The sequence below is a fragment of the Dorea sp. AGR2135 genome (assembly GCF_000420885.1).
In the GTDB taxonomy this organism is placed as follows: Bacteria; Bacillota; Clostridia; order Lachnospirales; family Lachnospiraceae; genus Dorea; species Dorea formicigenerans.
The window spans coordinates 40360-56487 of sequence record NZ_ATVU01000002.1; the positions used below are offsets into that span (position 1 = coordinate 40360).

At 43.6% G+C, this 16128-nt stretch carries 14 protein-coding genes; 3 read left to right on the forward strand and 11 right to left on the reverse strand.

From position 1 onward, the window contains the following. Positions 1-120: 120 nt before the first annotated feature. From G593_RS0101680 to G593_RS0101690, 3 genes are all read left to right on the forward strand, one after another. The gene (locus G593_RS0101680) at positions 121-1449 is read left to right on the forward strand and encodes an amidohydrolase (RefSeq protein WP_029730516.1); all 1329 of its coding nucleotides are present in this window, start codon (positions 121-123) and stop codon (positions 1447-1449) included. Between the two features lie 175 nt (positions 1450-1624). Beyond that, positions 1625-1828 carry a hypothetical protein gene (locus G593_RS0101685; protein WP_029730517.1) on the forward strand — a complete coding sequence of 68 codons (204 nt, stop codon included), beginning with the start codon at positions 1625-1627 and terminating at the stop codon, positions 1826-1828. Positions 1829-2045: 217 nt separating this feature from the next. After that, positions 2046-2966 carry a peptidase dimerization domain-containing protein gene (locus G593_RS0101690; protein WP_242827013.1) on the forward strand — a complete coding sequence of 307 codons (921 nt, stop codon included), beginning with the start codon at positions 2046-2048 and terminating at the stop codon, positions 2964-2966. Between the two features lie 93 nt (positions 2967-3059). On the opposite strand, the gene G593_RS0101695 is transcribed toward G593_RS0101690, so the two are convergent. From G593_RS0101695 to G593_RS0101745, 11 genes are all read right to left on the reverse strand, one after another. Further along, positions 3060-5501: a cation-translocating P-type ATPase gene (locus G593_RS0101695; RefSeq protein WP_029730519.1), complete on the reverse strand. Its 2442-nt coding sequence runs from the start codon at positions 5499-5501 to the stop codon at positions 3060-3062. 259 nt (positions 5502-5760) lie between these two features. Next, a complete protein-coding gene (locus G593_RS0101700; RefSeq protein ID WP_005335133.1) occupies positions 5761-6372 on the reverse strand; it encodes a V-type ATP synthase subunit D in 612 nt (203 codons plus the stop codon). 90 nt (positions 6373-6462) lie between these two features. After that, complete coding sequence (locus G593_RS0101705) at positions 6463-7848, reverse strand: V-type ATP synthase subunit B (RefSeq protein WP_005337396.1); 1386 nt, start codon at positions 7846-7848, stop codon at positions 6463-6465. Between the two features lie 15 nt (positions 7849-7863). Then, on the reverse strand, positions 7864-9639 hold the full coding sequence (locus tag G593_RS0101710) for a V-type ATP synthase subunit A (RefSeq protein ID WP_005337397.1): 1776 nt from the start codon (positions 9637-9639) through the stop codon (positions 7864-7866). Next, positions 9629-10219 carry a V-type ATP synthase subunit E gene (locus tag G593_RS0101715; protein ID WP_005335127.1) on the reverse strand — a complete coding sequence of 197 codons (591 nt, stop codon included), beginning with the start codon at positions 10217-10219 and terminating at the stop codon, positions 9629-9631. The genes G593_RS0101710 and G593_RS0101715 overlap by 11 nt, the downstream gene beginning before the upstream one ends. A gap of 15 nt (positions 10220-10234) precedes the next feature. After that, entirely contained in the window at positions 10235-10543 is a 309-nt protein-coding gene (locus G593_RS0101720; RefSeq protein WP_005335121.1) for a V-type ATP synthase subunit F, read from the reverse strand. A gap of 1 nt (position 10544) precedes the next feature. After that, the gene (locus tag G593_RS0101725; RefSeq protein WP_005337401.1) at positions 10545-10976 is read right to left on the reverse strand and encodes an ATP synthase subunit C; all 432 of its coding nucleotides are present in this window, start codon (positions 10974-10976) and stop codon (positions 10545-10547) included. A gap of 12 nt (positions 10977-10988) precedes the next feature. Next, positions 10989-12926: a V-type ATP synthase subunit I gene (locus G593_RS0101730; protein ID WP_029730520.1), complete on the reverse strand. Its 1938-nt coding sequence runs from the start codon at positions 12924-12926 to the stop codon at positions 10989-10991. Then, complete coding sequence (locus tag G593_RS0101735) at positions 12923-13969, reverse strand: V0D/AC39 family V-type ATPase subunit (protein WP_029730521.1); 1047 nt, start codon at positions 13967-13969, stop codon at positions 12923-12925. The genes G593_RS0101730 and G593_RS0101735 overlap by 4 nt, the downstream gene beginning before the upstream one ends. 93 nt (positions 13970-14062) lie before the next feature. Next, entirely contained in the window at positions 14063-14374 is a 312-nt protein-coding gene (locus G593_RS0101740) for a hypothetical protein (protein ID WP_005335116.1), read from the reverse strand. A 521-nt stretch (positions 14375-14895) separates the two neighbouring features. Continuing rightward, on the reverse strand, positions 14896-15783 hold the full coding sequence (locus tag G593_RS0101745) for an Rpn family recombination-promoting nuclease/putative transposase (RefSeq protein WP_044993907.1): 888 nt from the start codon (positions 15781-15783) through the stop codon (positions 14896-14898). Between the last annotated feature and the right edge of the window lie 345 nt (positions 15784-16128).

Consider the following 16128-nt stretch of genomic DNA (forward strand, 5'->3'; position numbering starts at 1 on the left):
TTCGGAATTGACATCCCACGAAAAATGTATAAAATTGACTTCAGAACCAACTAGTTCTGTTATCTGTAAAAATATTGGGATAAAAGCTCCCCACTATAAAAATACGACAGGAGGTATCTTATGACATCAACCGCAACATACCCTACTATCTCCAACTGGCTTGACAACCACAGAGATGAACTTATTCAGAAATCATGCTATATCTTCGAACATCCGGAAACAGCTTACAAAGAAAAACTCTCTTCAAAATGTCTTGCGGATTACCTGGAAACACAGGGATTTCAAATAGAATGGAATACTGCTGGAATCGAGACTGCATTTACTGCGGCCTGGACCAATCCTGACATCGATATTACTAAAATCCAGCCAGCCGGGAAAAACGTTTCATCTTCTAACGAAGTTCCGATCATTGGTTTTCTCGCTGAATATGATGCTCTTCCGGAAATCGGACACGCATGCGGACACAATCTTCTTGGAACAGCAGTCTGCGCAGCTGCCTGTGCATTGAAAGCAGATTATGAATCCTCTGGTGAACCGATTGTAATTCGTGTTTACGGCTGCCCGGCGGAAGAGATCATGTCCGGAAAAATTATTATGGACGAACAGAATGTGTTCGATGACCTGTCCATCGCAGTGACCTGGCATCCATTCGACCGCAACCGTGTCAGCAATGACATCTGGCAGGCGCAGGACATTAAAAACTATACATTTCACGGAGTCAGCGCACATGCCTCCCGCTCACCGGAAAGCGGTCGCAGCGCCTTAGATGCTGCCGAGCTTATGAATATTGGCGTGAATTATCTCCGCGAACATGTAACAGATGACGTCCGCATGCATTATGCTTACATGGATAATGGTATTCCGGCAAATGTTGTACCTGACTTTGCAAAGACGAATTATTTTATCCGCTCTACCAAAAGAAGCCGCACGGAAGATGCAAGCAAGCGCGTGGATGCATGTGCAAAAGGCGCAGCTATGATGACCGGAACAACTGTCGATATCGAATTGGTTGGAAGCTGCATGGAAATGAAAGTCAACCGTCCGCTAGTGGAAGTTTACTATGAAGCTATGACTCATATACCGACACCTGAATATACAGATGCAGAACTGGATTTTGCAAAAGACATTTCAGAAAAGGCCGGACTTATGAACAATGGAAAATATTTTGCAGGACTTTATCCGCTGGAGGACACGCCAGTTCCACTTTCCATTGGAACCGATGCCTCCCAGGTCAGCCATACCGTTCCCCTCATCACCATCAGCGCTGCTACTATGTGCCACGGCACCGCACTTCACCACTGGGCAGCCAGAGAACAAGCCGGCATGAGTATTGGGCATAAAGGTATGCTTTATGCAGCCAGATGTATGGCAGAAGGTACAAAATTGTTGCTTTCTAAACCAGAATATTTACAGGCTGTGTGGGATTATCATAATGTTCCTCAAGACTAAATATGCACTTTCTGATAAGTATCTGACATTATAGAAATTATACTCAGGCAAAAGTGTAAAGAAATTGCAAAAAAATTCATATTTGTGTAAAAAAATTCATTGTACCACTCCTCGAATAGTGCCAAAATGAAAACTGTTTTTTAGCACTTATGATTGAGGAAGATTTTAATTTACAATGGAAAATAAAAAACGCTTTAAAATGCCACATGCGTATGTCGTTATTTTCATGATGACAGTCATCACTGCAATTCTGGCTAACATTATTCCAGCCGGTACATTTGACCGTGTCGAAGACGTGAAGATGTTCTCCGGTCTTGGTTACCGTATTCTTTGCTTTGTCGTATTCATGGGCATCAGTATCTGGTATGTATGGCACTAAAGAACACCGCCTAAGTACCGGCCGCATCAGAATGCCTTTTTCATGACTTGATTCATTCTTTTTAAGTTTTGACAAGCGGAAGGGTGAGTATGGCTGTCTAAATCTTATTACTTTAATTATGTTTTCTTTTTAGGGCTTTTGTAAGTCTTGATAGAGAAATGTAATTCAAGAATGCCTCGGCATTCTTGCTGCTGAGATTGAAGAAATCAGTGAGTTTGTGTTTAATCATGCGGAGCTTGGCCGTGAGGAATTTAAGTCCTGTAAGTATCTTGTTGAGAAATTAAAAGAGCATGGATTTACGGTAACTTGTCCGTATCTGGATCTTGATACTGCTTTTCGTGCAGAACTTTACTGTGGTGAGGGTCCGAAAGTTGCTGTGCTTCCGGAGTATGATGCGCTTCCGGGATATGGTCCGAACAAGGACGAGGTGGCCCACGCGTGCGGACATAACTGGATAGCCGCTTCCACACTCGGTGCTGCCCTGACTCTGGCTATGGATTCTATTGAATTCCGCTTCCAGGGTACCGCCTCCCATGCAGCCGCTTATCCTGAAAAAGGTGTCAATGCTCTGGACGCTGTAAACCTGATGTTTGCAGGAATCAATGCAATGCGCCAGCAGACAAGAAATGACGCCCGTGTAGCAGGGGTCATAACTTCCGGTGGTGCTGCATGTAATATTATTCCTGATTACGCAGCATGCCAATTCTATGTTCGTGCAAAAGACCGCGCTTACTTGGAGGAACTGACTCAGAAAGTCATTAATTGTGCAAAAGGCGCAGAACTTATGACTGGTGCAAAACTGGAATACTTCAACTTCGAGAATTCTTATGATGACCTTGTATATCATGATGGACTTCGCGCCCTGATGCGTAAGAACTTAAATGATCTGGGTGTTACAGATTTCGTAGACAGTGATGAAGAAGCAAGTGGATCCAGTGATATTGGAAATGTATCTCATGTATGCCCGACCGTATACTGCGAGTTAGATACCGGTGCAAGACCGAAAGTATTTGCACATCACGAGACATTTCTGAAATATGTACATGGAAAAATGGCACGCCATACACTTCATACCGCCACAAAAGCATTGGCAGCTACCGCGCTGGACGTATTCGAAAATCCGGACATTGTAAAGTAATGAAAGAATCGACAAAAAATCCTGTAGATATTGTATATCATATACATATCTGCAGGATTTTTATATTTCTTATATTTCTTTTTTTCTATATCCTTAAAACTCTTCTACCGGCTTCTTATGTATCTTCATATGCAGCTTTCTTACTCCGCTGACAAGCTTTGTCAGATACCGGAACAATGGCTCAGTCGCAATAGAAAATACCACGAACAGCATAATGCATTTTGTGGACATTCCAGTAATCGCGAACAGCTTCGGCAGGAAAATGGAACAACCTAAAAGTCCAATAACTGAACCTACCCATACACAGCCACGCAGCCAGTTGAATGGCTCACAGATTTTGGACAGAATCATAAATCCTACAATGGCGAGGAGCATCGTTCCTGCTGTGGAAATGTCTGTCTCTCCCAGTCCAAATGTCTGCCCAAAGACTGCCATGGCAGCTACCGCCAGTACGTCAGTCAGGCCGGCCGGCAGAGCTTTTAACACCACATTTGTCAGGAAATGTCCTTTGATCACATCTTTATTCGGCTGGAATGCCAGGAAGAATCCCGGAATTCCAATGGTGAACATGCTGATCAGTGAAATCTGTGACGGCTGTAATGGATAGCTCATCATAAATACAACCGAGAACAGGGACAACAGGAATGAGAAAATGTTCTTTACCAGGAACAGGCTGGCTGATCGCTGGATGTTGTTGACCACTCGCCTTCCTTCTAATACAACTGACGGCATACATGCAAAGTTGGACTCCAACAACACAACCTGCGCCGCCTGGCATGCCGCATCACTTCCCGATGCCATAGCTACGCTGCAATCCGCATCCTTAAGTGCCAGCACATCGTTAACTCCGTCACCGGTCATGGCAACAGTCTTTCCCTGATCTTTCAATGCTTGAACAAACTGACGCTTCTGCCCCGGTGTCACACGCCCAAATACCGTATATTTTGCAATCGCATTTGCAATATCCTCATCTGTCTGAAGTGTCGTCGCATCAACATATTCCTCTGCATTTACAATACCGGCTTCTTTCGCGACCTCTGATACAGTCAGCGGATTATCACCGGAAATAACTTTGACTTCCACGCCCTGCTCTGCAAAGTATGCAAATGTCTCCGGTGCTTCTTTTCGGATTGGATTTGCCAGAAGGACATATGCCATCGGCAGAACCTTTCCTGTCAATTTTCCGCCATCTAATACTGCATCATAAGAGCCAAATACAAGTACACGATACCCTTTTCTTGCATACTCGCTGATATCCGGTTTGTAAGTATCATAATCCTCGCGGAGCACGAACTCCGGAGCTCCGATTACATAAGACTTCTCCCCGAACATGACTCCACTGTATTTTGTCACAGAAGTAAATGGAACAACCTTAGAGGCAGACTGTTCCGTCTTCTTTTTAAAATAATCCTTCAACGCCTCCATGGTGCTGTTATCGCTGCTCATGGCTCCCACAAAATCAGACAGAAGACCATTTAACTCCGGCATCTTCTCTGCATCATATTCCTTTGTCGGGATCATGTCTTTGACACTCATAGAATTCTCAGTGATCGTTCCTGTCTTATCCACACAAAGCACATTGACGCGAGCCAGCGTCTCAATACTCTTCATATCGTGAAGCAGAACTTTCTTATGAGCCAGTCTCATAGAACTGACAGCCAACGCCACACTTGCCAGCAGATATAATCCTTCCGGAATCATACCAAGAACTGCTGCCACCATGGAAACAATACTGTTTCGGAAGCTCTGATCATTAAAGAAAAATCCTTGTACAAACAACGTAATACCAATCGGAATCAACGCAATACCGACAAATTTTACCAACTTATCCAGTGAGCGGATCATTTCCGACTGCTCGCCTTTCTTCATAGCCTTCGCTTCCAATGTCAGCTTGGAAATGTAAGAATCCACTCCGACTTTATCAAGACGGGCATGGCACTCTCCCGCTACCACAAAACTTCCGGACATAAGCTCCGCTCCCGGAGCTTTCGTAATCTCATCAGATTCACCAGTCAACAGTGATTCATTGACTCGCACTTCGCCGGATACTACAATTGCATCGGCACAGATCTGATTTCCCGCTTTGAATATTACAATATCATCCAGTACCAGTTCTTCTGAATCCACTAACGACTTTTTCCCGTCACGCACAACACTGGCATGCGGTGCATTTAACATGTTCAGCTTTTCCAATACATTTTTCGCACGAATCTCCTGCACAATACCAATTAATGTATTAAAAATAATGACTGGAAGAAATGTCAGATCACGAAATGAACCGACAAGACATAACAAAATTGCCAATACAAGAAAAATTAAGTTAAAGTAAGTACAGACATTTTCCCGGATAATTTCTTTCGTGGTCTGTGCCGGTGGTGCGACTGACACATTGCGCCAACCATCCTCACGGTGCTGCTCCACCTGGTCCGCCGAAAGTCCCGCTTCGGGATCCGGATTATATCTCGGTGTCTCCCGGCGCTCTATCTCATAATCCTGCGGTTCTTCCAGAACCTCATGCTTTTTACGCAATGCCATAAATATTCCTCCTGTGTATCTGAAGCTTCAAGATATCTGCCCGTCATTTTCTGGCAAATCTTAGAATCTATCATACAATATGAAAATTTTTTCTTTATGGTATTTATTATACATCGAAACCCTTTCCCAGACTATGAATTCTTTGTTAAAAAATTCTAAGAATTCCTTAAGAAAAGGGCACCCCTGATTACAGTTAGGGACACCCTTAATCGCTGATTGGGACGTAGTATTTTGGCATTTTACTACGTCCCCAATTAAATTATTGTCTTCGTTTTATTACTTTTAACCTTGTGAATTCTTCTCTTTCTTTTTCTTCCAGCGCGTTGTTGATGTTGTAGACCAGATTCGTGTACATCGGTATGGTGATGTTCTTCAGAGCATTGGCACGTTTCTGTGTCTTTTTGATGTTCGTTGCCAGACGATATGCTGAGTTCTCGACTTCAGCCAACTTGATGGTCAGATTCTTTACCTTTCGGAATGCCTCCCTGGCGATATCCAGCGATTCTCCTGTATCTCCGAGTGAGTAGGTCAGGTCATTCTGCTTTTCATCATATTTGATATGTGGAATCTCTGTTCCCATAATACTTCTGGTCTGTATACGAATGGAATCTTCAATTGGTACAGTGAATGCGAATTCCTGTACCCTGCTGATTCCCATCTCAATATTAGCGCGCTGCAGGCACGCATATGCCTGGGTAAATGTGGAATCTATCTCTTCCTGGATGCCTTTTGCCTCATCGATAAGTCCCATCAGTTCTTTAAGAAGTATATTTCGTTTTTTGTCCATCAGTTCATAGCCCTGATTAGCAAGTGCCAGCGAGTTTTTGGCAAGCATCAGATTTCCCTTGGTCGGAAACTCTCTTGGATCCATAGACTCCCTCCTTTCCCATTTTTGCAATACAGCAATTATAATGCAAGAATTCTGGCATATTTTCCAGATTCCTGCACTTCTAAATCATTTTTACGCTTCATTCTTCTTCGGATAATAGAAATCAATGAGTTTTGTATCGATTCGATCCAGTTCTTCTCTTGGAAGCAGCGCTAACAGTTCCCAGCCAAGATCCAGCGTCTCTTGAATGGTACGGTTCTCTGTTGTTGCTTGACCAATATAACGCTGTTCGAATTCGCGTCCGAACTCCAGATATTTCTTATCCAGTGGTGACAATTCATCTTCACCGATAACGGAGGCCAGGTTTCTTGCCTCTCCTACTTTTGCGTAGGAAGCAAATAACTGGTTCGCCAGCGCCTGGTGATCGTCTCGCGTATAGCCTTCTCCGATTCCGTCTTTCATCAGACGTGACAGTGACGGCAATACATTAATTGGCGGATAAACTGACTGTCCATAAAGATTGCGGTCCAGTACGATCTGACCTTCCGTAATATATCCGGTCAGGTCAGGAATCGGGTGCGTGATGTCGTCATTCGGCATGGTCAGGATTGGAAGCTGTGTCACCGATCCATTTGCCCCTTCCACAATTCCGGCACGCTCATAAATTGTTGCCAGTTCACTGTAAAGATAACCTGGATATCCTTTTCGTGACGGAATTTCTCCTCTTGAAGAGGATACCTCACGAAGTGCCTCTGCAAAAGAAGTCATGTCTGTCAGGATTACAAGAATATGCATGTTACACTCAAACGCCAGATATTCTGCCACAGTCAGTGCTACCTTTGGTGTGATCAGACGCTCTACGACAGGGTCATTTGCCAGGTTCAGGAACATACACACATGGTCGGATACTCCGTTCTCATCAAATGTCTTGCGGAAGAAATCTGCCACGTCATGCTTAACTCCCATAGCTCCAAACACAATTGCGAAATCTTCATCAGAATCACCGCCCAGAGAGGCCTGTTTTACAATCTGCGCTGCTAACTGGTCATGTGGAAGTCCGTTTCCTGAGAAAATTGGAAGCTTTTGTCCACGGATCAGTGTTGTCAGACCATCAATGGCTGAAATTCCTGTCTGGATATAGTTTCTTGGATACTCACGTCTGACCGGATTAAGCGGAAGTCCGTTAACATCACGTTTATCCTCGGAAATGAGTGGTCCCATATCATCGACCGGCTGTCCGATTCCGTTAAAGGTTCTTCCAAGCATTTCCGGTGATACAGTAACCTCCATCGGACGTCCCATCAATCTCGTATGTGTATTGTCCAGGGACATATTCTCGGTTCCTTCAAATACCTGAATGATTGCTTTGTCCTCATTCAGTTCCACAATACGTCCCATTTTCTTTATTTTATGATCGACTACAAATTCCACGATTTCATCATAGAATGCGTCCTGAACTCCTTCCAGCACAACCAGAGGGCCTTCAACGCTGCTTAGTCCCAGATATTCTATTGCCATGATCTTGACCTCCTTCTATGCATTTTTCTCAATCACTGTATCGTAGAAACGGTCGATATCTACTTTGTACATATCTAATAATTGCAACTCGTCATTTGGCACATCGTATTTGATAGCGATAACTTTCTCAAAGATACCCTCTGCCTTCAAAACAGACATCGGCATACCTCTTGCCACCAGTTCTCTGCATTTCTTATAGAGATACAGAATAATATCCATCATACCGAACTGCTTCTTTAGAGATACACACGTATCGTCTTTGTGAAATGCGTTCTGCTGCAGGAATCCAAGACGAATCACGCGGGCAATCTCCAATGTCAGCTTCTGATCATCCGGAAGTACATCACTACCGATCAGTTTTACAATCTCCATGAGACTGTTCTCCTGGTTCAGAATATTCATCAGACGGTTCCGATAGTCCACAAACTTTGGAGATACATTATCAGCATACCATGCACTTAAATCCGGTAAGTACTCGCTGTAACTGGTCAGCCAGTGGATCGCCGGGTAATGTCTTGCATATGCCAGAGACTTATCCAGTCCCCAAAAGCAACGGATAAATCGCTTCGTATTCTGTGTGACCGGCTCGGAGAAGTCTCCTCCTTGCGGAGATACTGCTCCAATGATTGTAACAGAACCTACAGCTCCATTTAATGTCTGCATCATACCGGCACGCTCATAGAATGCAGAAAGTCTGGATGCCAGATAAGCCGGAAATCCTTCCTCTGCCGGCATCTCTTCCAGACGTCCGGACAGCTCACGAAGAGCCTCTGCCCAACGAGATGTAGAATCCGCCATAATTGCGACATCATATCCCATGTCACGATAATACTCAGCCAGTGTAAGTCCTGTGTAAATAGATGCCTCACGGGCAGCTACCGGCATGTTGGATGTGTTGGCAATCAGAGTCGTTCTGTCCATCAGCGGATTCCCCGTTCTTGGATCCACCAGTTCTGAGAACTCCTCCAGAACCTGTGTCATCTCATTTCCGCGCTCTCCGCATCCGATATATACAATAATGTCCGCATCGGACCATTTTGCGATCTGATGCTGGCTCATCGTCTTTCCTGTTCCGAATCCTCCCGGAATTGCAGCTGTTCCACCTTTCGCCAGAGGGAACATAGTATCCATGACACGCTGTCCCGTCACAAGCGGAACTCTTGCAGAATAACGGTGATGCACCGGCCTTGGCACACGGATCGGCCATTTCTGCATCATGGAGAGTTCTTTTCTCTCCCCTTCTGTTGTCTCGATCACAACAAGTGTATCATTGATATGATACGGTCCGTCAGGTACGACACTGACCACGATTCCTTCCACATCCGGCGGAACCATACATTTGTGCACGATCGCATGAGTCTCCGGAACTTCTGCAATGATTGCCCCGCCCTGGAGTGCGTCACCTTCTGCAACCGTCATGTGTGTATCCCACAATTTATCAAGATCCAGAGAATCTACACTGACACCTCTTGTAATAAATGCGCCATTACTTGCCTGTGCAATCTTTTCCAGCGGACGTTCAATTCCGTCGAAAATATTATTGATAATTCCAGGTGCGAGGATAACAGATACTGCATCTCCGGTACCCTCCACAATCTCTCCCGGCTTCAGACCGGAAGTCTCCTCATAGACCTGAATCGTTGTCCTGTCCTTGTCCAGAGAAATAACCTCTCCTACCAGACGTTCTTCTCCTACATAGACCATCTCGGACATCTTAAATCCGGTCCTGCCTTTCAGGTAAATGACAGGGCCGTTAATTCCATATATTTTTCCAGTATGTTTAGCGTCCACTGCCCATACCTCCTCCAAATGCGAACTTCTGATATTCTCTCTCCAGCGCGCCCTTAAATGCATAATCTACCAGAATATTTCTCTCTGGAATGACTGCACGGATTCCACCGATAAAGTCTTCTTTGCTGATACTCAGTGTAAATCCTGTCTTCTCCTCCAGATACGCTTTCTTATCTGCGTCTGTCGGATTAACATAAATCGTCATCTCGCCGCGGTCAGAATATGCTACCGCTTTTTCAATATATTTTACCAGAAGATCCTGATATTTTTCCGTCTTCATATATGCAGACAGTTTTTCTTCGACTTCTTTAAAAAGTTGCTTTTTCAAACGCTTCTGGGCAGCCCCAAGCTCTCGCTTAAGTTCCAGCGCAGCCTTTGAATTCGCCATACCAAGCTGCTGCTTCACGCTGGTCTTTTCAGCCTTGATTCTTGTGTCTGCCTGTATCAGTGCCTCTGCTTTATGTTGCTCAAAGACATGGGTAAGCGCCTTCTTATGCTGTTCCACAATCGCATTCCCTTTGCTTCTAGCCTCCTGCATTGCAGATTCCTGCAGTCTTGTTATCTTCTCATCTACTGTCACACAATCACCTGCTTCCTATAGTTTTAATCCTATAGCCTCATTCACATACGATGTGATAAAGTCTTTTTTACGTCCGGTTCCGTGTCTGTCCGGAATCTCGATCAAAAGCGGCATGGTCCGCTGTAACTTAATCTCGTTGATAAGATCCGGGAACTCCCGTCCGAACCGCTCAGTCAGCAGAATGACACCAACTTCTTTGTCATTCATGGCATTTTCTAATTCTTCACGCAGTTCGTTTCTTTCATGTACAACGACTCCATCTACGCCCGCCAGTCTCAGTCCCGTCAGAGTATCGACATTATCACTGATCAGATACATTTTCATCTTATAATTTACCGAGGATCATGAAGGAGATGATCAGTCCATACAGACACACACCTTCTGCCAGTCCTACGAAGATCAGTGACTTACCAAGTGCGCTGGAGTCCTCGCTGATTGCTCCAAGAGCGGCACTTGCTGCACTTGCTACGGCAATACCGCCACCGACACAGGAAAGACCGGTTGACAGTGCGGCTGCGATATAACCAAACCCAGTTGCATTTGAAGTGGCTGCTGTTGTCTCTGCAGCGTATACCGGATCTCCGGAAAATAACATGATCGCTGCGATGGCAAATGCTCCAAAATAAAAGACAACATTTGCTCCAAGTGCACGTTTGTAACGTTTCTTACTTCTCTCTCCCTTAAGGAAATATCCAAATGGTACGATAATTCCAAGTACCAGTGCTGCCACCAGTAATAATTTTACAGTTAATGTCATGACTTCTTCCTCCTACTCGCTCTGTTTATGAAATGGTTTGAATTCTCTTCCTGTTCCTTTATAAAAACGGCTGAACATCTCGTAATATTCCAGACGCAGAACCTGGATACCAACTACCAGTCCTTCCAGTCCACAGACTATGATATTACCGATGACAAATATGATCCAGTTCGTGCTTCCCGCACTCGCTCCGGAGAGCATCAGTACAACTTCCATCATTGCCGCATGGCTCACTGCAAATGCTCCGATACGCACATAAGAAATGGTATTGGAGAAGTAGCTTAACATGGTCTCGAACAATTCAAAAAATGCCTGTACAAAGAACATGACCTTGCCGCCTTCCATTTTCTTATGACGTTTCTCTACCAGATTTCCAAGTGGCTCTTTAAATACAAAGAGGAGCACCGGAATTCCAAGGAAAATCACAAGCATTACATTTCCCGGAGTCTTGTGTCCGGTCATATAAAGTACTACTGTCAGTACCAGGAATCCATAAAATACAAGTCCTGCCACACCATTGGTGGAGAATAACATATTTTCCTTATCGTGGGCTTTCGCCGAATTGATAATATTGAAGATCATCACCAGAATATTCAGTGCCATACCAAATGCAATGGCAACGACGAACACGGTGTTAAGCTGCCCGATAAACGGCAGATTCGTCATTGCCGATACAGGCCTTAACCAGTGGGCTTCAATAATATCTTCAAATCCAAATACGCTTCCGAACATAAATCCGAAGAACATGGAAAAAATACCTGCAATGGAAATAATTCCTGCCAGATTGATCTTCTTTGTCAGATACAGGATTCCGCCAATTGCAAAGAGGCAGAAGCCCTGGCCAAGATCTCCGAACATGGCTCCGAATATAAATGTATAGGTCAGTGCCACGAACATGGTCGGGTCCATCTCATCGTGAGCCGGAAGTCCGTACATCTTGATAAACATTTCAAATGGTTTAAATACCTTCGGGTTCTCAAGCTTTGTCGGAGGATCACCAAAATACTGGTCACGCTCATCTTCGACCATGATACTGATCTTATCGTCATCCTGAGTCTCAGCAAGAAGCGCATCTACATCCTTTTCACTCATCCAGCCACATAAGATATAGAACTCATCCCTCTCATCCTCACTGGTCACTCTCGCTGCAAGTTTACGGATATCAAAGTTGTCCGCAAGCTCCTGCAGTCTCTTTCTCGCTCCCAGAAGCTTGGCTGCATTACGTTTCATAAGTGCTGTAATCTTATCCTCATCTGCGTCAATATCTTTTTGCACTGCTTCCATATCCTGATCCAGCTTCTCACACGCTTCTTTAGGAGTTCCGATGTAAGCATCTGTCACGTCAATTCTCTCAAAGTGCAGTGCCCGGAATGTGTTATCCGCTTTCGCAACATCCGCATTTGCCGCTATGTAACAGCCATAGACAAAACCTTTGTCTTTTCCAGCCTCCAGAAATATGGCATTCAGACTGTCAGCCAGATATTTTTCAAGACGTCTGTAATAGTCAAGCGAAATGCGTCCGAACCGTACCTGCATGTACTGATACTGCAATGCTTTATGAACATCCACTTTCAACGCAGAAAATGGTTTCAGGACATTTTCCTTTCCAAGCAATTCTTCCTTCTTGAGCTTCAGCCTTTCTCTGTCTTCCACAAGTCCCAGATAATCATGATTCAGTTCCCGGATCAGCGCCAGCATATCATCCTTTGATCCTGACAGATCTGCCCGAATTTCCCTGTCCTCCGGCAGAAGCTGTGCGAACTGCTCTGCCTTTGCAAGCGGATCTCTGTACGGGTTCACTTCCACGAACGGCATGATATTTTCCGTCGTCTTAAGTTCTGTCACCGCATTTTCAATCTGCATCTCATATTTTGACAGATATTTCTCGCATACCCGGTCGATGTCATCTCTCGGACCGCTGATATTTAAGAATCTCATTTTTACAATCACTTGCTCTCACCTCCCAAGTATGTCAATATCTCCTGTCTGGTCAGTCCATAACGGATACACTCTAACGCTGTCGTCAGCTTGTCGATTTCCTGCTCCTTCAAGAATAAAAATGCGTGCATCGTTGCATCGGAGTAAGGATCCTTCTGCCTGTCAGATATATAGAGATCCCGTAAAATATCTTTGATACTCTTTTCTATGGACTGCCCCTCTTTCATGTAGACATGTGTTCCATAGTAAGTATTCTCAATCTGCTTTTTCATCTCTTCCACATTCGGTGCTTCCACGATTGCCTTAAATTCTTCCGTACTTAAATGAAAATGATATGGAAGCGTCAGTGCATAGATTTCTGCCGGAAGCATACGATAATACTGCTTCGCACGGTACACCCATTGAATGTTCATGAGATCCATCTTGATTCCCACATCTCTTGAAAAACGCTCTCTGGATTTTCCGGAGAATACCTTTCTTCCCCGCCTCCAGTAATTAGTAAAATAGTAAAGCTCCAGTGCCTGATCGTAGTCAAATAATGTCGCTGCCCCGGAATCCCGGATTGGTTTTAATGCTTCATAATACTCACTGCCCCGTAAGTTATCCACAAGTTCGTCGATATTTGTGGAAGTTATCAACTTATCAATAGAAAGTTTTGAGTATTTATCAAAAAATTCCTTCTTATAATCCAGGTCATAAGGCTTGTCATAATGGTTAAATACGATTCTCAGACAATAGTTGATCACACTGACTTCGTACTTCTTCCAGTAAATCTTCAGAAATTTCTTCTGATCGATTCCCGCAAACCGGAAGATTCTTGTGTAATCATTATACAGAGACTGATACAACATCTTCTCAATATCACCTCGATGAAGATGCGCCAGTTCCAACTGATCCATATAGACTGCGTAGGCCGGTTTCGTCTTCAGAAATTCCACCACCTGCACAACATCCGTAAAACCGGAAATAGTCTCATAGTCAGCCTGTGTAAGAAGCTTTGCCTGCATTGCGCGGATTTTCGTCGTAAGTCCGCTGTATGCCATCACATTGCCCATTGTTCTCTTCCTCGCTATATTTCTTTTTGAAATGTCTGAAATTCTGATACCTGTGGTTTACTCCTCGCTTCACGCCCCCACTGGCATCTTATATTACACTTCTATTATATGACGCAAAATACCTTCTGCATAAACTGCATGAGCCGTCTCATATTCCTTTTCCAATGTCTGAACTGCCTCGTGATTCTTCTCACGCTGACTCTTCAGGAGTTCATCGACCTGCCGCTTTCCATCTTCCCGGATTCTGGTAAGTTCTGCCTGCGTCTTCTCATCCAGTTCTTTATCAAACTGATCTCTCTGCGCCTGAATCTCCTGCTCAACCTGACTCTTATCCTCTTCTGCCTTCGCCACAATACTGCGCGCAGTGTTCTCAATATCATCCAGTCTTTCAATCACAGATTTCATAAGCCGCCCCCTTCTTGTTATCTGTCTGACCAAAGCCACATATCATCACAGAACTCTCTAAAAAACTCGAAATTTTTTAATGATTTCTCAAAAAATATACTGAAATTCTAACAGTTTTCTATAATATGAAATATTTTAGAAAATAGCTCTAAATCAGAACGTATATATTTAACTATAGTCTCTAAATTACACAATTGTCAAGTAAGTTATGCCGATTTTTGTGTAATTTTTATACATTTCCACCAAAGTGTATGGATATTTCATTAATAAAAATCACAAGACTATTTTTGTGTATACTAAGCGGTTCATCAATGTTGTATAAAGGAATGTTTTTCATCCTTAAAAATGTTTTTGCTGATTTTGCTACATAACCAACAAACCAACTTACCTTCTTTCTACTCCTAATAATTTCTCACATTAAATAAAACGAAGGAAACTCAAATCTGATTGGTTTCCTTCCTCACACTCTTTCATCTCTTGTGCTCTTTTTATTTCTTTCTGCTCTTCCTGTATACCAAAAATTATTTACACAATTTTCTCACTTCTTCCACTGTCTTCTGTGCAATTGACGCAATCTGTTCTTCCGAAATCCCTGCCTTCCACATGGAACGAATCATTTCACTCTGACCTTCTTCTCTTCCAATCCGTTCACCTTCTTCTCTTCCAATCCTGGTCGCATAATGGAGCTGCGCATACTTGTCCCGTTTATACTTCAATCTCGTCTCATACTCCAGACGTTTCTTCTCGTCCGCGCTGAGTCTTTCCAGTTCCTCATATGCTTCTCCAAAATACTCGTCCTGCTTTGCCATCTCTTTTAACTCCTTCCGGCTCTTTGCATTGAGAAATCGCATCCACCTTATGATTCCTTCTTCATTCTGATCTTCCGGTGGTAACTTCCCCAATTCCAACACATGAATCTCCATGATATCTGTATAAATCTCTCCCGTTTTTGTATCGCAAAATGTAATTTTTCGATAGTACCTGTTATCCTCCGGGAAATGTACAAAATCCAGAATACTGACATGAATGCATTTCTGAATTTTGTCATAATCATCACCTTTATGAATCTGATCTGTGACCATCTTGCTCAGATAAAACACAATCCGTTTTTTCCAGAAATCGAACTCTGCCACCTGCATCTCAAAGTCTATCTGCGTGCCATCATGCATTTCAACCCGCACATCCAGAATTCCATACTTATCATCTTCATACTCTTTTCTGAGTATGGTCGGCAACAGTCTGGTCTCCTTGATTTCTTCTGGTCTTACTCCCAACAATGCTGCAATAATTCCTTTTCGCACCTTTTCATTTCTCATCAGTTCTTTGAAACAAAAATCTACGGTCGGAAGCATGATAAACTCGTCATCTGTACGGTTCTTTTGTACTTTAGTTCCTGTTCTTTTTGACATATACTCTCCTCTCCGACAACTTCCTATAGTCTGAGAAAAGATTATCTATAGATATTTTATCATATATTAATAGTATATTCCAGTTGGAAATGCTAATCTTCAAATAACATCCTGTGCCGCACCAGGTTCCCTTCCCAGCCTATATTCACTTGTCACACGTTCATCACTTTGGAATAACACCCGATACTCTGAGCCTCCGAAATGAATGAAATTAAATAGATACCTTTTGCAGATAACAAGAATCGCCATCTGCGTGGATTCAGAATAGCATAAATATTGCAAAAAAACAATAGCTATATAAAGAATGGATGCGGTTCCGCACCCCTTCTTTATATACACTCTCGT